This window comes from Pedobacter sp. AC402 (genome assembly GCF_979252805.1).
Map to the genome: position 1 here is coordinate 1 of NZ_CEEDAI010000002.1, position 18697 is coordinate 18697.

The 18697-nt window shown below is 38.2% G+C and carries 15 protein-coding genes, 1 pseudogene and 1 riboswitch; of the genes and pseudogenes, 11 read left to right on the forward strand and 5 right to left on the reverse strand.

What is annotated here, in order from left to right:
* On the forward strand, positions 1-957 hold a 957-nt coding region (gene der, locus AC0IWE_RS01890; protein ID WP_471791694.1), incomplete at its 5' end, for a ribosome biogenesis GTPase Der.
* Positions 958-1226: 269 nt separating this feature from the next.
* Positions 1227-1736, forward strand: coding sequence for a GNAT family N-acetyltransferase (locus AC0IWE_RS01895; RefSeq protein WP_471791695.1), 510 nt, complete (start codon positions 1227-1229; stop codon positions 1734-1736).
* A gap of 144 nt (positions 1737-1880) precedes the next feature.
* On the opposite strand, the gene AC0IWE_RS01900 is transcribed toward AC0IWE_RS01895, so the two are convergent.
* The 3 genes from AC0IWE_RS01900 to AC0IWE_RS01910 form a co-directional block, all read right to left on the reverse strand.
* Positions 1881-2387, reverse strand: a complete 507-nt coding sequence (locus AC0IWE_RS01900; protein WP_471791696.1) for a GNAT family N-acetyltransferase — start codon at positions 2385-2387, stop codon at positions 1881-1883.
* 134 nt (positions 2388-2521) lie between these two features.
* Positions 2522-3118: a short chain dehydrogenase gene (locus AC0IWE_RS01905; RefSeq protein ID WP_471791697.1), complete on the reverse strand. Its 597-nt coding sequence runs from the start codon at positions 3116-3118 to the stop codon at positions 2522-2524.
* A gap of 152 nt (positions 3119-3270) precedes the next feature.
* The gene (locus AC0IWE_RS01910; protein ID WP_471791698.1) at positions 3271-4878 is read right to left on the reverse strand and encodes a S41 family peptidase; all 1608 of its coding nucleotides are present in this window, start codon (positions 4876-4878) and stop codon (positions 3271-3273) included.
* 190 nt (positions 4879-5068) lie between these two features.
* Here AC0IWE_RS01910 and murQ point away from each other — a divergent pair, with 190 nt between their 5' ends.
* From murQ to AC0IWE_RS01955, 9 genes and pseudogenes are all read left to right on the forward strand, one after another.
* A complete protein-coding gene (gene murQ, locus AC0IWE_RS01915) occupies positions 5069-5872 on the forward strand; it encodes an N-acetylmuramic acid 6-phosphate etherase (protein WP_055908884.1) in 804 nt (267 codons plus the stop codon).
* 68 nt (positions 5873-5940) lie between these two features.
* On the forward strand, positions 5941-6507 hold the full coding sequence (locus AC0IWE_RS01920; RefSeq protein WP_471791699.1) for a hypothetical protein: 567 nt from the start codon (positions 5941-5943) through the stop codon (positions 6505-6507).
* 38 nt (positions 6508-6545) lie between these two features.
* Positions 6546-7289, forward strand: coding sequence for a Bax inhibitor-1/YccA family protein (locus tag AC0IWE_RS01925; RefSeq protein WP_471791700.1), 744 nt, complete (start codon positions 6546-6548; stop codon positions 7287-7289).
* Positions 7290-7402: 113 nt separating this feature from the next.
* Positions 7403-7507, forward strand: a riboswitch (SAM riboswitch).
* A 218-nt stretch (positions 7508-7725) separates the two neighbouring features.
* Positions 7726-11428 (forward strand): annotated as a pseudogene (gene metH, locus AC0IWE_RS01930) (methionine synthase).
* A gap of 73 nt (positions 11429-11501) precedes the next feature.
* Positions 11502-12455, forward strand: coding sequence for a methylenetetrahydrofolate reductase [NAD(P)H] (gene metF, locus AC0IWE_RS01935; protein ID WP_471791701.1), 954 nt, complete (start codon positions 11502-11504; stop codon positions 12453-12455).
* 64 nt (positions 12456-12519) lie between these two features.
* Complete coding sequence (locus AC0IWE_RS01940) at positions 12520-13911, forward strand: pyridoxal phosphate-dependent decarboxylase family protein (protein WP_471791702.1); 1392 nt, start codon at positions 12520-12522, stop codon at positions 13909-13911.
* A gap of 45 nt (positions 13912-13956) precedes the next feature.
* The gene (locus tag AC0IWE_RS01945) at positions 13957-14256 is read left to right on the forward strand and encodes a hypothetical protein (protein WP_471791703.1); all 300 of its coding nucleotides are present in this window, start codon (positions 13957-13959) and stop codon (positions 14254-14256) included.
* Between the two features lie 77 nt (positions 14257-14333).
* A complete protein-coding gene (locus AC0IWE_RS01950) occupies positions 14334-14747 on the forward strand; it encodes a tail fiber domain-containing protein (protein ID WP_471791704.1) in 414 nt (137 codons plus the stop codon).
* Between the two features lie 133 nt (positions 14748-14880).
* On the forward strand, positions 14881-16308 hold the full coding sequence (locus tag AC0IWE_RS01955; RefSeq protein WP_471791705.1) for a sugar MFS transporter: 1428 nt from the start codon (positions 14881-14883) through the stop codon (positions 16306-16308).
* A gap of 53 nt (positions 16309-16361) precedes the next feature.
* On the opposite strand, the gene thrC is transcribed toward AC0IWE_RS01955, so the two are convergent.
* On the reverse strand, positions 16362-17672 hold the full coding sequence (gene thrC, locus AC0IWE_RS01960; protein ID WP_471791706.1) for a threonine synthase: 1311 nt from the start codon (positions 17670-17672) through the stop codon (positions 16362-16364).
* 84 nt (positions 17673-17756) lie between these two features.
* Entirely contained in the window at positions 17757-18689 is a 933-nt protein-coding gene (locus AC0IWE_RS01965) for a homoserine kinase (RefSeq protein WP_471791707.1), read from the reverse strand.
* Positions 18690-18697: the final 8 nt, after the last annotated feature.

Sequence of the window (18697 nt, forward strand, 5' to 3'; positions counted from 1 at the left end):
GTTTGTGCCAATAAAGTAGATAATACTGCTTTATATAATGAAATTCATACTTTTTATGGTTTCGGATTAGGAGAAGTATACCCATTATCATCAATGACGGGTTCTGGAACAGGAGAATTGCTGGACGAGATTGTTAAAAACTTCGAAGATATTCCTGAAGAAGAAAACCAGTTGCCTAAAATTACCATAGCAGGCAGGCCCAATGTAGGTAAATCCTCTTTGGTAAATGCATTAATCGGTAAAGAACGTAACATCGTTACTGCTAACGCAGGTACCACCCGCGATTCGATTAAAATTCATTACAATCAATTCGGACATGAGTTTATGTTAATTGATACTGCCGGATTACGGAAGAAAACGAAGGTTAAAGAGAACTTGGAGTTTTATTCGGTAATGCGTACCATCAAAGCTTTAGAAGAAGCTGATGTTGTGGTATTGATGATTGATGCTGTTGAAGGAATCGAAAGTCAGGATATCAATATCTTCCATTTGGCAGAAAAAAACAAAAAAGGGATTGTAATTTTGGTAAACAAATGGGATTTGATCGAAAAAAATACCCAAACCATGAAAGCTTTCGAAGATCAGATTCACGAACGCATCCGCCCTTTTACTGATGTGCCAATTATTTTTACTTCTGTATTAAACAAACAACGTATTTTCAAAGCAATTGAAGCCGCTTTAGAAGTTTATAAAAACCGCAGTAAGAAAATTCCTACATCTAAATTAAATGATGTAATGTTGCCGTTGATCGAGAAATTTCCACCACCGGCATTGAAAGGAAAACATATTAAAATTAAGTACATCACGCAAATTAATGCCACTTCGCCAATGTTTGCCTTTTTCTGCAACTTGCCACAGTACATTAAAGATCCATATAAACGTTTTATTGAAAATAAATTAAGAGAAAACTTCGATTTCTCTGGGGCACCTATCCAAATTTATTTCAGACAGAAATAGGTTAATGTTAAGGGCTTCAAGGTACATATCTTAAGGAGAAAATACCCAGAAATATTATTAAACAGGGCTGCATTCCATAGCGGAAGCGGCCCTGTTTTGTTTTTGTCATTCTGAATAAGCATTTACGGAACATTTGGACTGAAGCGGCATTTATAGAGAGGTCGTCATTCCCAACCCGATAGCTATCGGGTTGGGAATCTTAATGCACTAACCTTTAAGATTCCCATCCGTGGGAGCCACAAGCTGTAATTTATCGGTAACTTTGGCAAATGCAAATCCAAGTTCAAAATAGTCTTTCAAGCGATATCGATACCATTTTCGAGTTTTATGATATGGCTGTAGCCCATCAAAAAAAAGTATTCAATAAACATTGGCAGGGCTTCAGTAGAGAGATGGTCCAAAATGAAATTGATGAGAGCCGCCAATATAAAATATTGGTTGATGGCATTGTAGCCTGTGTTTTTGCTGTTACTTTCAATGATAAGTTAATTTGGGGTGAACGCGACCAAGATGCCATTTATATCCACCGTATAGTTACACATCCCGAATTTCGGGGTTATGCTTTTGTTAAGGAAATTATCAAATGGGCGAAAGTTTACGCTCTCCAGAATAGCATAAAATTTATCAGGATGGATACCTGGGCCGATAATGAAAAACTGCTCGAATATTACACCGGATCGGGTTTCAATTATGTTGGCGTTGTAACAATGGAACAAACAGATGGTTTACCTAAGCATTACGAAGGCATTAGTTTGAGTTTATTTGAGATTCTGCTGTAATTATAAAACGGTCGTCATGCTGAACTTGTTTCAGCATCTTTCATGTAAAAAATAACCTTGTTGGATAGATCCTGAAATAAATTCAGGATGACGGTAACTACATAGATTCTATTCAGACATATTTTTAATTCGTGTCGGTAAAACTTACTTCAACTCAATCTTCCAGCTCAACATATCATCTACTTCGCCAATATGTTTAAAATTATTCTTTTCCAAAATAGAATAGGATGCCACATTATCTTTTGTAGTAGCCGCGAAAACAGATTTCACCTTTGGTTGCGCTTTTGCCCACTCAATTAATCTGCCTACTGCCTCCGTCATAAATCCTTTGCCCCTAAATTCTTCATAAGTACCGTAACCAATTTCAATTTCACCGTTCGCATCAGGTTCACCAACAAAACTAATTTCACCAATCATTCTTTGATCGGGTTTGGAGATGATTGTCCAAAGTGTGTGGTATAAATAGTCTTTATCCTTATCAAAAACATGAGGTAAAATCGTTTGTTCAAGAGCAGACTGCAAAGAGGGAGAAATATTTTTTTTGGTTGGTAAAAGGTCGAATTCTTTTTCCAGCGAATGATCGTCTTTAATGTATTTTAAAAGTTGATCGTGTGTTAAAGGCTTTAAAATGAGGCGTTCAGTTTCTATCATTTTTCGAGAGTATTAAACAGATCAATATATGCTATGGATTTTTAATAACAATAAAAACAGCATGAGTTTTGGTGAATTATATAAAAAATAAAATTTACCTCATCCAGAGACCTTGAAACAATCTTTTTCTAAAATTAGAATACCTTTATTACCTGGCCGCTAACAATTCCTAAAACACTTTTCTCAAAAGCCTTAACCACTTTATCCATCGTAACAGGAATCTCTCCCGGGAACGAATCAAAATAGGCAGGTGAATCTTCAACCACATTTGGACTGATCACGTTTAAGCGAATGCCATTATCAAGTTCGGGTGCTGCTGCAATAACGAAAGCATTTAAACCTCCGTTAACTGTGCTTAGGGCAGCACCTGCCGCAACAGGATGATCAGACAATATTCCCGATATTAAACTAAAAGAACCACCCTTGCTGATGTAATGCTGGCCGATAAGTACCAAATTAACCTGCCCTAATAACTTATCCAGCAATCCGCTTTTAAATACTTCCCCCGTCATTTGGTTTAAAGGTGCAAATGGTGCTTTTCCGCTGGTGCTAATTAAGGCATCAAACTCGCCAATCTGTTCAAACATGGCTTTTATAGATGTTTCATCCGTAATATCTACCTGAACATCACCAGATGTATTTCCCACACGGATTACTTCATGCTTTTGCGCAAATGCTTCAGCCACCTTTTTACCGAGCGTACCTGTTGCGCCAACAATTACTATTTTCATGTTAATTGATTTAATTTAAAAACACTTATTCAGCATCGATATTTAACATCAATCAGCTTGAAATGTTTGTGTTGCAAGGAGGTATTCAATACAATTGTAGCTACCAGAATTTGAGGAGCCATTTAATTAGATTATCTACGGGAATATAGACTTTATTGAAGGTTAAGAAGTGCCTGCCTTACCGCATTATCGGTTTGGTTTGCGGCTTTGTAATACCCCACATCACCCAAATAATAGCGGCAAAGTAATGCCTTTAAATCATTAAGGATAATCGTTTTTGAATTGTATAACTGAAATCGATCTATCTGTACATTTTTACGTTGTAAAAATCCTATAAAATCTTTAAAGTCGTTATCGTTTATAGTGAAGATATTGATATTCTGCTCCACAAATGAGGCACTGTATTTTGCGGTGAGTACATTAAAAACGTAATCAGAAAGTACTTTTTTACTCACCAGATTACTGTAAAATTTATTATAGCCAGTGGTATCCAATTTTACAAAAATATCGGGCTGGATGCCGCCCAAAGGTTTAACTTTTTTTGTAGGCTGGATATTTACACCTTCAGTTTTTTCAATCGAATCCTGAAAAGAAGTACGGTCGCCAGTTAATTCCCCATCCATCATGCGTTCATCAAGTTCGTGTTTATAGGCATCATAACCTTTTTTGTAAGATTTCTGAATGCTACGGCCCGATGGAGTATAATACCTGGCGATGGTTAAATTCAGCGCAGAGCCATCGCCAAAGGCAAATTGCTCCTGTACCAATCCTTTACCAAAAGATCGGCGGCCAACAATAATTCCGCGACCTAAATCCTGAATTGCCCCGGCTACAATTTCACTGGCCGAAGCTGTATTTTCATTAATTAACACCGCCAGCTTGCCATTTTGAAAAGCACCAGTTCCTGTAGAAAAATAATCGGTTCGTGGTTCATGTTTTCCCTGCGTATACACGATGAGTTTATTCTCGGCCAAAAACTGATCGGCAAGGCCAGTTGCAGCGGTAAAATAACCACCACCATTATCCCGGAGATCGAGGATGAGTTTCTTCATTCCCTTCGCTTTGAGGTTATTTGCAGCAACAGAGAAATCATTGTCTGTATTGGCACCAAATTTACTTATTCTTACATAACCGGTTTCATTGTTGATCATGTAAGCCGCATCAATACTACTAATATTTACTTTGCCACGGGTAACCATAATCCGGTTGGTTTGTGGTGCACCAGGATGTAAAAGTACCACGCTAACTCCTGTGCCCGACCTGCCTTTAAACCGGCCGGTAAGTTGGTCTTTTGGTAAATTTCTTCCACTTACTGTGGTAGAATCAATACTTAAAATTTTATCTCCCAGTTTTATGCCTGCCTGGTAAGCAGGGCCATCTTTTACCACTCCGGTAACCATCATGGTATCATTCAGCATATAATATTCTATACCCACCCCTTCAAAGTTTCCTTCAAGGTTATCTGTCATATCCTGTGCATCGGTTGGTGGCAGGTAAACACTATGCGGATCGAGTTGGTGTAAAACACTATCTATCGGTAAATTTTGAAGCGAATCTGTATTGATGTCATCAACATAATTTCCGTTGATGATGTGTAAAATTTCATTTAATTTTTCATCGCTGTTGCTGGCAAGCTGAGGACTTTTTTTTACGCCAAAACCTTGATCTTTAATAAATTTTATGCCCAAAAACATGCCTGCTATTAAAATAACAGAATAGCTCAAAGCAATCAACATGTTGTTACGGGTATTTTTTTTCATCGGCGTTACTGCAAATTTATGAAAATAAGCGGGTTGATATATTTTTTAACTGCTTTTTAGTGTCTTTTGTTTATAATAATTAACATAAATTAACCCAACCTGGGTATATATTGAAATTTATAGCGCATATTTTTGGATTTTTAAGGCAGTTTTTAAAAAGAATTTACCGAATTTTATCAAAATTAAATTTATGAACAGAGTTACCGAGCAAGAATCTAATTATAACCACATCGATCAGATGTCGGTGTTAGAAGTTCTGCAGGGCATTAATAACGAAGATAAAACAGTTGCATTTGCAGTAGAAAAATCTTTGCCTCAGATCGAAAAACTAACATCGGCAGTTGCCGAGCGGATGAAAAAAGGTGGTCGTCTTTTTTATATAGGCGCAGGTACCAGCGGCCGTTTGGGCGTGGTAGATGCATCCGAATGTCCACCTACTTATGGCGTTCCATTTGATTGGGTTGTGGGCATTATTGCCGGTGGCGATACCGCCATTAGGAAAGCTGTAGAATTTGCTGAAGATGATGCCGAGCAAGCCTGGAAAGATTTGCAGGAATTCAATATCAATGAGAAAGATTGCCTGGTGGGTTTGGCTGCATCAGGTACTACACCATATGTAATTGGGGGTTTAAATACTGCCCGCAAACATGGCATATTAACCGGATGTATTGTATGTAATACTGGCGGACCTATTGCAGCAGAATCTGATTTCCCGGTAGAAGTGGTGGTTGGACCAGAATTTGTAACCGGATCTACACGAATGAAATCGGGCACGGCGCAAAAACTGGTATTAAATATGTTAAGCACTACTGTTATGGTGCAGTTAGGGCGTGTGGTTGGCAATAAAATGGTAGATATGCAGTTAACCAATCATAAATTAGTGGATAGAGGGACGCAAATGGTTGCCGATGAACTGAATATTGGTTACGATGAAGCCGCAGAATTGTTAACCCGTTACGGAAGTGTACGTAAAGCAGTAGAAGCAGGACATTAGAAATGATAGAAAAATGGATTGAATGAATTTAATCATTCAATAATTTATCTATTCAATAAATAAAAATTATGCACGAGATAGAGCCTTATTACCAGTGGAGAGATGATTATATTTCGGCAGAAGATGAGCGGTCGCCATTTTACAATACCGAATATTCTGAACTTTACTTCGATAAGCAGATATATAACTTTTTATTGCACCCGCAATGGGACGAATTTGGTTCCAATACACTTTATATGAAAGTGTTGTATGCCGATTACGACCGCAGTTACGCCATTATTGAGTTTATAGGTGAGTGGAACGATGCCATTAACAACGATATAATGTTAATGAAGCGCGATATTTTAGAACTCATGATGGATGAAGGCATTAATAAATTTATCCTTATCGGTGAAAATGTACTGAATTTCCATGCATCCGACGATAGCTATTACGAAGAGTGGTTTCAGGAAGTAGAAGATGGCTGGATTGTTGGTATCAATTTTCAGGAGCATGTAATTACCGAGTTCAGGGATAATAACATCGATTATTACATTAACTTTGGGGGTGCTTTTGACCATCTGCCATGGCGAACATTAAAGCCCTTACAATTCTTTAAAAAAGTTGAAGAACTGCTGACAAAAAGATTGAACTAAATATTTATTTTTATATAGTTAAATACACAAAATTTAAAATGGAACAACAAAATTATCAATATCAAAAGGACAGTGTTTTTGTACAGGAAAAATCTGTTTCTAAAAAATTCTTTGCAAACGTTTTCTTATGGATGTTCGTTGCATTGCTATTATCTACGCTTTCGGCTTTTTACATTTCGAACAGTGAGAGTGCATTAAGGTCGTTAATCGACTTTGAAACAGGTAGAAGAACAGCTTTAGGTTATGTAGCCATGTTTGCGCCACTTGGATTAGTTTTATTAATGGGCGCGGGTTTTAACAAATTATCTTATGGTGCACTATTAGGCGTTTTTGTGCTTTTCTCTATTTTATTAGGAGTGAGTTTAAGCTTTATCCTTTTAATTTATACGGGAGCCTCAATCATTACCTGTTTTGCCGCTGCTGCTGGTATTTTTGGCATTATGGCTTTTATGGGCTATACTACTAATATCGACTTAAGTAAGTTTGGTCCTATATTAATGGTAGGTGTTGCTGGATTATTTATTGCGAGCATTCTTAACATGTTTATTAAAAGCGAACAATTTAGCCTGATTATGGCCTTTGTAGGTATTGCAGTATTTACTGCGTTAACTGCATATGATGTGCAGAAAATCAAAAGAATTGGGATGGGAATCCAAGAGAGTGGAGAAGCAATTCCAGAAGCAGATACTAAAAAACTGGCAATAATGGCGGCTTTAAATTTATATCTGGATTTCATCAATATCTTCCTTTTCTTACTACGTATTTTCGGAAGCAGAAAATAGACATTAACAAAACAATATTCTTAAGGCCGTGCAGAATTGCATGGCCTTTGTAATTTTATTTGGCAGCAAAGCGATAAATTTTGGAATTGATGTAGCTTTGTTGCATTTTTGTATGCTTATTAAGAAAGACGGAGGGATTAGACCCAACGAAGTCTTAGCAACCTGTAACCGTACAAGGTGCTAAATTCTATCCTGAATTATTCGGGACCAGATAAGTTTAGGATTACGATTCACGTACCAACTTTTTAAATAAGCCTTTTAGAGACTTGAGATTATAGATTTGAGAGTATAGATCTGAGACCATAGATTTGAGACCGTAGATTTGAAAGTTGAGACATAGCGTCTACCCAATTTCATATATCTTACACCTCATATCTCATATCTCATATCTGATTTCTGACATCCCGTATCTCATATCTCAAATCTTACAACAAGAATGAGCATAAGAGAAGAATTAGAGAAACGTATTTTGGTGATCGATGGTGCAATGGGTACCATGATTCAGCGATATACTTTAACAGAAGAAGATTTTAGAGGCGAGCGATTTAAAAATCATCCTTGTGATGTAAAAGGCAATAATGATTTGCTTAACATTACACGTCCGGATATTATTAAAACCATACACCTGGAGTATTTGGCAGCTGGTGCCGATATTATCGAAACCAATACGTTCAGTACCCAGCGCATTTCTATGGCCGATTACCAGATGGAAGATCTCTCTTATGAAATGAGTTTCGAAGGGGCGCGTGTGGCAAAAGAATCTGTAAACGAATTTATGGCTGCAAATCCAGACCGTAAGTGTTTCGTTGCCGGTGCTATAGGCCCAACCAACCGCACCCTTTCCATGTCGCCGAATGTAAACGACCCTGGTTTTAGAGCGGTTTATTTTGATGAACTCGAAGCAGCTTATTACGAGCAGGTACGTGGTTTGGTAGATGGAGGTTCAGACGTCTTATTAATCGAAACCATTTTTGATACCTTAAATGCTAAAGTGGCTATTGTAGCCATTAAAAAATATGAGGAAGTTATTGGTCGTAAACTGGAAATTATGATTTCTGGTACCATTACCGATGCTTCCGGCAGAACACTTTCAGGCCAAACTGCCGAAGCTTTTTTAAACTCTGTAATGCATGCAAAACCTTTAAGTATCGGTTTTAACTGTGCTTTAGGAGCTAAAGAAATGCGGCCGCATATAGAAGAACTTGCTGCAAAAGCAGGCTGCTATGTATCGGCCTATCCAAACGCAGGTTTACCAAATGAGTTCGGCGCATACGATTGAGCAGCCGCATGAAACAGCACATTTGGTAGATGATTTTATTGCATCAGGCTTCGTTAATATTGTTGGAGGCTGTTGCGGTACCACGCCAGATCATATTGGTTGTATTGCCAAAAATGCAAGAAAAGCCGAACCACGGAAAATCCCTGTACTTGAACCCTACATGCGTTTAAGCGGATTGGAACCTGTAACCATTACTCCAGAAAGCATTTTTGTAAATATTGGAGAAAGAACAAATATCACCGGATCGCCAAAATTTTCTAAATTGATTTTAGGTGGCGATTACGAAGCCGCACTGGCCGTTGCCTTACAACAGGTTGAAGGTGGTGCACAGGTAATTGATGTGAACATGGATGAAGGGATGTTGGATTCGGAAGCAGCAATGACCAAATTCTTAAACCTCATAGCCTCTGAACCTGATATTGCCAAATTGCCTATCATGGTCGATTCATCCAAATGGTCGGTTATTGAAAATGGCTTAAAATGTTTGCAGGGAAAAGGAATTGTAAACTCCATTTCACTAAAAGAAGGAGAAGATAAATTTCGCGAAAGTGCCCGCAAAATTATGCAATATGGTGCTGCCGTAGTTGTTATGGCATTTGATGAGCAAGGGCAGGCCGATAATTATGAGCGCAGAAAAGAAATCTGTAAAAGAAGTTACGATATATTAGTAAACGAAATCGGTTTCCCCGCAGAGGATATCATTTTCGACCCAAATATTTTAACTGTTGCAACCGGCTTAGAAGAGCATAATAATTATGCTGTAGATTTTATTAATGCCACCCGATGGATTAAAGAGAACCTTCCTCATGCAAAAGTAAGCGGAGGGGTTTCCAATATTTCTTTCTCTTTTAGGGGGAATAACACCGTTCGGGAAGCAATGCACTCTGCATTTCTTTATCACGCCATTCAGGCAGGTTTAGATATGGGAATCGTTAATGCAGGGATGTTGGAAGTTTACCAGGAAATTCCACCTGAATTGTTAGAAAGGGTAGAAGATGTACTCTTAAACCGAAGAGACGATGCTACAGAGCGATTGGTAGAATATGCCGACACGGTAAAATCAAAAGGAAAAGAAGTTGTTAAAGATGAAGAGTGGAGAAAAGGCCCGGTTGAAGAAAGGTTATCACACTCGCTTGTAAAAGGAGTTGTAGAATACCTGGATGATGATGTAGAAGAAGCAAGGCAAAAATATGCCCGCCCAATCCAGGTTATCGAAGGGCCATTGATGGATGGAATGAACATCGTAGGGGATTTATTCGGTGCCGGGAAAATGTTCCTTCCCCAGGTGGTAAAATCAGCAAGGGTAATGAAAAAAGCCGTAGCCTACTTATTGCCGTTTATCGAACAAGAGAAATTGGATAATCCCGATCAGGATCAAAATTCATCAGCAGGAAGAGTATTAATGGCCACAGTTAAAGGTGATGTACATGATATTGGAAAAAATATTGTGGGTGTGGTATTGGCTTGTAACAACTTCGAAATTGTAGATATGGGCGTGATGGTTCCTGCACAGGAAATCATTAAAAAGGCCAAAGAAATAAAAGCAGATATTATTGGTTTAAGCGGATTAATTACACCTTCATTAGATGAAATGGTTCACTTTGCCAAAGAAATGGAACGCGAAGGTTTTACCATTCCATTAATTATCGGAGGAGCTACAACTTCAAGAATCCATGCTGCGGTAAAAGTAGCACCAAATTATTCAGGTCCTGCCATTCACGTGTTGGATGCTTCAAGAAGCGTTACCGTTTGCAGCACCTTGATGAACCCTGAAACAAGAGACGATTACATTGCTGGTATAAGAGCCGAATATGATAAAGCCCGAGAAGCACACTTAAATAAAAGATCGGATAAACGTTTTAAAACACTTGAGGAAGCGCGTGAGCATAAATTTAAGATCGATTTTCAACCCAACCTGCCGGTGCCGGAATTTACAGGCACCAGGGTTTTCGATAATTATCCTTTAGAAGAACTGGTACCATATATCGATTGGACACCGTTTTTCCATACATGGGAGCTCCGGGGAAGCTATCCAAAAATTTTCGATGATAAAAATGTTGGCGATGAAGCAAAAAAGCTTTTCGATGACGCGCAGACTTTGTTAAAACGCATCCTTGATGAAAAGCTGTTAACAGCAAGAGCCGTAATTGGTTTTTGGCCAGCAAATGCAGTAGGAGATGATATTGAGTTGAAAGTTGAAAGTGATCAGTTGTCAAATGACTCTGAACTGAAAGCTGAGAACTCCAAACTGGTAACCATCCACACCCTCCGCCAGCAGGCAGAAAAAGTAGATGGGCAGCCTTATTATGCATTATCTGATTTTATTGCGCCGAAAGAAAGCGGTATTCAGGATTATTTTGGCGGTTTTGCAGTAACGGCAGGTATCGGTATTGATGAATTGGTAAATGAGTTCGAGTCCAATTACGACGATTATAATAGCATTATGGCCAAAGCACTGGCCGATCGTTTAGCTGAAGCCTTTGCAGAGCGCATGCACGAACGTGTACGAAAAGAATACTGGGGTTATGCACAAGATGAAAACTTAAGCAATCAGGAATTAATTAAAGAGGAATACGCAGGTATCCGTCCCGCACCAGGTTACCCTGCCTGTCCGGAACACACTGAAAAAGGCACTTTATTCGAATTGCTTGATGCAGAGAATAAAATCGGATTACATTTAACCGAAAGTTATGCCATGTATCCTACAGCAGCAGTAAGTGGATTTTATTTCGCACACCCAGATTCAAGATATTTCGGTTTAGGAAAAATTACCAAAGATCAGATAGAGGATTATGCCATCAGGAAAAACATGCCGATTGAAGAAGTGGAACGGTGGTTAAGTCCGAATTTAGCTTATTAACCCCAATCCACAACAGAGGAAGGGAATCGTATTACAATTAAAATTTAAAGTCCCGATTATTCGGGATTAGGCTATGAAGATTACAGACCATATAATAAACGCAAAGGGTAAAACCTTATTCTCATTTGAATTATTACCGCCAGTAAAAGGGCAGAGTATCCAATGGATTTACGATGCCATAGAACCACTTTTGGAGTTTAATCCGCCATTTATTGATGTGACTTCGCTCCGTGAGGATTACATTTATAAAGAACAGGCAAATGGTTTGCTGCAAAAAGTATCATACCGTAAGCGTCCTGGTACCATTGCTATTTGTGCGGCCATAATCCACAAATATAAAGTTGATGCCGTTCCACACCTGATTTGCGGTGGCTTTACCAAAGAAGAAACCGAAAATGCACTGATTGATTTACAGTTCTTAGGTATAGATAATGTTTTGGCTTTGCGTGGTGATGCCCGTAAGGCAGATGGAAATTTCGTTCCAACTCCTGGCGGACACTGTTATGCTACAGATTTGATCGAACACATTAAAAACCATAACGAGGGTAAATTTTTGCACGAAGATGTAGAAACTTTTAAAAGTGATTTCTGTATCGGCGTGGCAGGTTATCCAGAAAAGCACTTCGAAGCACCCAATATGAGTACCGATTTTAAATTTTTGAAAAAGAAGGTAGAAGCAGGAGCAGAATTTATTGTAACCCAAATGTTTTTTGATAACCAAAAGTATTTCGATTTCGTAAAAAAATGCCGGGAAAATGATATAAATGTGCCAATTATACCTGGTTTAAAGCCGATTAGCACCTTATCACAGCTAAATGTTTTGCCAAAGATTTTTCATATAGATTTACCAGATGAGTTAACTGATGCATTATCGCATGCCAAAAATAATAATGAGGCAAAAGAGATCGGTACAGAAGCAATGATTAAACAATGTAAAGAATTGATAGATTTTGGCGCACCGGTATTACACTTTTATACAATGGGCCGCCCTGAGCAAACCAAAAAAATTGCAAAGGCCATATTTTAATATTACTTACCAAGTATCCCTTATTCCGTGGTAATCTGTGTTTCCGTGGCAAAAATAGTTAGCGATGAACAATTTACATACAGATCAACAAAACCTTGATGCTATACTAACACAAGTTAAACAACAGGGAATAAATTATTTAAATCACATTCATGAACGCTCAACAGCAAGTTCGGGTAATGTAGAAACGGTTATCAATTTAAACGAAGAGGGGATTGGTGTCAAAAATGCCCTGACCCAATTTAACCAGCGTTTCGAACCCATTATGGTAGCCTCTTCTGGCCCAAGGTATTGGGGTTTTGTTACCGGAGGAACCACACCTGCTGCTATTGCTGGCGATTGGCTTGCAACCATCTACGATCAAAACACCCAAAGCGCAAATGGTAATGGGGATGTTTCGGCAAAAATCGAACTCGAAACCATTCAGTTATTACTTTCCTTATTTAACCTGCCGAAAGATTTCTTTGGTGGTTTTGTAACAGGAGCTACCTTATCTAATTTTACTTGTTTAGCGGTAGCCAGACAATGGATTGGAAAACAGATGGGTAAAGATTTTGCTAAGGAAGGCATTTCGGAAAATGTAAAAATACTATCTGCCACGCCACATTCATCTGCCATTAAATCCTTATCCATGCTTGGTTTAGGCAGCAGCAATGTTATACAGGTAAATGTATTGCAAGGCAATCGCGAAGCTTTGGATGTTGCAGATCTTGAGCTTAAAATACAAGCTTTAAATGGCGAGCCTTTCATCTTAATTTCTAGCGCAGGTACTGTAAATACGGTAGACTTTGATGATTTTGAAGCCATTAATGTATTGAAAGATAAGTATAATTTTTGGTGGCACATTGATGCTGCTTTTGGCGGTTTCGCATCTTGTTCGCCCAAATACAAACACCTGCTTAAAGGCTGGGAAAATGCCGATAGCATTACAGTAGATTGCCACAAATGGTTAAATGTGCCTTACGAAAGTGCGGTATTTTTTGTTAAAGAAAAGCATCAGCTGTTACAGGTAGAAACGTTCCAAAACTCCAATGCTGCTTATTTAGGTAATCCGCTAGAAAATTTCAGTTATTTAAACTTTCTGCCAGAAAATTCACGCCGCCTAAAGGCCTTACCTGCATGGTTTACCTTAACAAGTTATGGAAAACAAGGGTATCGGGATATTGTAGAAAGTAACGTTGCAATGGCCCTCCAGTTTGCCGATTTCATCAACGAAAATTCAAACTTCGAATTGCTGGCACCCGTGCGTTTAAATACGGTTTGTTTCTCATTAACCGATGAAAATATAGCAACAACATTTCTGAATAAATTAAATGCGAGTGGTAAGGTTTTTATGACCCCGACATTTTACAATGGGAAAAAAGGAATCCGGGCTGCTTTTGTAAATTGGCGTACATCAGCTAGTGATGTGGAATCAGTTACTACAACCATGCTCCGAATTCTTACAGAACTTTAACCATAATTTTATTGTTTTTAAGGTACACAACTTATATTTGCAACAATGAAGTTTAATACCTTTAAATACGTTTTGATCAGCTGCATTGCCCTAACTTTTTTCTTAAAAGTAAGCAATCTGGTTTCGTATTTAAGCTATTCTGCTGATATTGAAGTTTTATCAACCAATGATGACGCGACAGAGAAAGAAGAAAAAAAAATAGAAACTGAATATGCTGTGCAGCAGATGATGTTTCAATATGAGATAAATTTCCCTTTTCAAAGTTCAAAAAAGGTCATCATCCCCGATCATTCTTTTAAATTAGCTTACTTTCCTGAGGTTTTAACTCCTCCACCTTCCGTATAAGAATAAATTTTTACCGTTCAACTCCGCTTCTAAGAAACGGAAACAATTATCTATTTTAAAAATTACAAATTATATATATGAAACGAGCAATTTCATTCGCAGTGTTGTTAATCGCTGCTTCGTTAAAAATCAGTGCACAAGAGGTTGTGCAAAATAATGTTAAACCAGTAGAAAATGCCCTAACACAGGTTACAAAGCTGCAACCAGTAAGTTTTACCTATGATAAAGTTTGGGCAGAGAAATTGAAATTATCTGCCAGACCACAATATGGTTTTGTAGGGGCCGATGCTAAAGCTGCCGTTCCTGAACTTGTTTCCGTTCAGGCAAAAAGTTATCCATCCGGTAAAAATGCTTTTCAAAACGCTACCATAACCAAGGTTGATTACGAAAATTTAGTTCCGCTTTTGGTGGCCAGTATAAAAGAGCAACAACAGCAAATTGAACAATTACAGCGCGAATTAAGAGCGTTAAAATCACAAAATGCAAAATAGAATGAATCCCGATGTAAATCGGGATTTTTCATTAAATATAATTACTGAAAGTAAAAAAATGGTAACTAATCTGTTGTTAAAGCCACCTGGTGCAATTATTGGACTAGCTTTACCATATTAATATTAAAATTAAATGAATAAGAAAATTGCCGAAAGCCAGTCTAGATCAAATTACGCCGTTCCCTTAGTTACCATTACCCTTTTATTCTTCATGTGGGGATTCATCACCTGCATGAACGATATTTTGATTCCATATTTGAAGCAGCTTTTTAAATTGAGCTTTTTTGAATCTATGCTGGTGCAATTTTGTTTCTTCGGAGCTTATTTCGTCGGATCATTAATTTATTTCCTAATTTCTTATACCAATGGCGACCCAATTAATAAAGTGGGTTATAAAAAAGGAATTCTATTCGGTATTGTACTTGCAGCAATCGGTTGTGCTTTGTTTTTTCCGGCGGCTACCTACTCTGTTTATCCACTGTTTTTAGGTGCATTATTTGTGCTTGGATTGGGTTTTACCGTTTTACAGATTACGGCCAACGCTTATGTTTCTTTATTAGGACCTGAGGATAGTGCATCCAGCCGTTTAAATTTAACACAGGCCTTTAATGCTTTCGGAACCACAATTGCCCCAATTTTAGGTGGTCATCTTATTTTTGAATTCTTTTCTGAAGCTGATGGCAGTTTCAGTGCTTCCGCAACACGCATTCCTTATTTAATATTTGCAGGCATCTTGTTGCTTGTGGGTTTGCTTATTTTTTATGTTAAACTTCCATCTTTCCAGCCTGAAGAAGAGGAACAAGTAAAAGGTTTGGGCGTATTAAAATTTCCACATTTAACCAGGGGAATCATCGCTTTATTCTGCTATGTTGGTGCAGAGGTGGCTGTGGGTAGCTTTATCATCAGCTTTTTAAGATTGCCTGAAATAACCGGATTGGATGAGGTGGTAAGTAAAAATTACCTGTCGCTTTACTGGGGTGGAGCAATGATTGGCCGTTTTGTAGGGTCAATTTCTCTAAACCACACCCTAAGTCAGTCAAAAAAAATCATTTACATGTTGGGTACAGCTATTTTGGTTTTTGCCTTAATTTATAGTATTGTAGATTTAACTTTTGCACAGATCAGTTTCTTTTTGGCATTTATCGCATTAAATTTCCTTGGATTTTTAGTCGGAAAATCAGCGCCAGCCAGAACTTTGGCTATTTTCTCTGCCATTAATGTGTTGTTGTTAGTATCAGCAATGGTAAATAAAGGTGAATTGGCGATGTACAGCGTTTTAGGTATCGGAATTTTCAACTCCATTATGTTCTCCAATATTTATACGCTATCAATTGCTAAATTGGGTGCATATACCAGTCAGGGATCATCTTTGCTGGTGATGGCCATATTAGGCGGTGCCATTATGCCGCTTATTCAAGGTGCCGTAGCCGATAAAATTGGTGTTCACCATTCATTTATTCTGCCATTGGTGTGTTACCTTTTTATTTTGTATTTCGGTATTTATTGCTCCAAAAGATTAAAAGGCATTGAGCAGCAAACAAGTATAAAATCTGGACATTAATATAAATGCTAAAGAAGTCAAGTTTTTAAAACTTGACTTCTTTTTTTATGTTTCTAATAGCCTTTAAGCAAATAATTCTTAAACCCTTCAAAATCCACACCCAACTGATCAGCATGTTTAGGTTTATTTTCTAAAGCTTTTACCTGTTCAGGGATTTCAATTTTAGCAGCGATACCCACAGGAAATATATCAGGAAACTTGCAAGCGTGTGCAGTAGATAAGAAAACAGCAGCACTTTCATCAGTTGGTTTTTCAGTTCTGTATTTTTCAATAGCCAAATAAGCTATCGCAGTATGCGGACAGGCTACGTAATTGAGTTTACCATCTAGCACTTTTATTCCTTCCAGTGTTTCTTCGTCAGTAAAGCGATATGAGGTAACCACCTTTTTAATGCTTTCAATATCCTGATCAAACAAATCCATAATGCGTACCCAATTACTTGGTGCACCAACATCCATGGCGTTGGAGTAAGTTTGTGTTGATGGCTTAGTTTCATAAACACCACTTTCTAAAAAGCGTGGTACAGTATCGTTTACATTAGTGGCTGCAATAAACTGTTTAACAGGTAAACCCAGCTTATAGGCCAATAAGCCAGCACCAATATTTCCGAAATTGCCACTTGGCACCGAAAATACTACATCAGTTAAACCTTGCTTTTTCAGTTGGGCATACGTATTGAAATAATAAAATGTTTGCGGGATCAATCGGGAGATGTTAATCGAATTGGCAGAAGTTAATCTGAATTTTGCATTCAGTTCCGTATCTGCAAAGGCTTGTTTAACCAGAGCCTGGCAATCGTCAAAAGTTCCTTTTACCTCCACGGCCCTAATGTTTTCGCCATTGGTTGTTAACTGTAATTCCTGTATCGGGCTTACTTTGCCTTCAGGGTAAAGAATTGTTACCCTCGTGTTTGGTACACCTAAGAAACCCAATGCAACAGCACCGCCGGTATCGCCTGATGTAGCTACCAGAACATCTAAAAGTTGTTCGCCATCCTTTAAAAAATATGCCATCACACGACTCATAAAACGGGCGCCAAAATCTTTAAATGCTAACGATGGTCCGTGGAACAATTCGAGCACAAAAGTTTTATCATCCAATTTTACTGCAGGAGCTTCAAAGTTAATGGCATCATCAATTAAAGCTTTTAAATCTTCAGAAGGAATTTCATCTTTTAATAAAGTTGAAGCTATTTTGTAAGCAATTTCTGGTAGCGAATATTTCTCGATATTTTCGATAAAATCTGCATCAAGCTGAGGAATTTCAACAGGCATGTATAAACCTTTATCTTGTGGCATGCTGTTAAAAACGGCTTCTTTGAAAGAAACGCGTAAATCTTTATTGTTGGTTGAGTATAGTTTCATTTTAAGGTGCAAGTTTAGATAATGGTAAAAGGATTATGGCGCTAAGTACAACCCTACGCCCTGAACCTTTTACCTTAGCCTTGTTTACATCACTTTTGGCCCTTCAGCGTTAACCGGAGATACAAAAGCTTTGCTGTTAATATTTATTTTATGTAAGTGCTGTTGTTGAGATTTGGTTATTTTTCTGGCCGTTTCTTCGTCTTTAGTTAAGGCAAAAACAGAAGGACCAGAACCCGAAATTCCGAAACCGATTGCGCCGTTTTCCATCGCCAGTTTCCTCATTTCTTCAAAACCTGGTATCAGGATCGAACGAGTTGGTTCTACCAGAACATCTTTCATGCTTCGTCCGATCAGGTCGAAATCGTTCATGAACAATCCGCTTACCAAACCCGCCACATTTCCCCATTGAGTAACAGCATCTTTTAAGGCCACCTTACTGCGGATCATCTGGCGTGCATCCTTAGTTGGTACATCCACCTCCGGATATACAATAGCGGCATACATGCCAGCTGGTGTAGGTAAAGAAATCACATCTAATGGTTCATAACTTCTTACCAGTACAAAACCACCCAATAGGGCAGGCGCAACATTATCGGCATGGCCATAACCACAGGCCAGTTCTTCACCTTTCATCGCAAATGGAACAAGTTCAGTTGCAGTTAATAAATCGCCCATTAATTTGTTAATGGCAAAAAGTCCTGCAACTGTACTGGCTGAGCTCGATCCCAATCCGCTACCAATTGGCATTTTCTTATGGAGTTCAATCTCTACGCCAATATCTAAGCGGTTGATATGCTGTAAATAATGTTGTACACTTGCGCTAACCGTATTTTTAGCGGCATCCAAAGGTAAACGGCCATCATCACCAGTAATTTTTTTAATCACTACACCAGGAGTATCTGTAAATCGCATTTCAACTTCATCGCCAGGCTCGTTTACAGCGAAACCCAGTACATCGAAGCCACAAACTACATTTGCAACAGTTGCCGGAGCGAAAACTTTTATACTATTTTTCATTATTATTA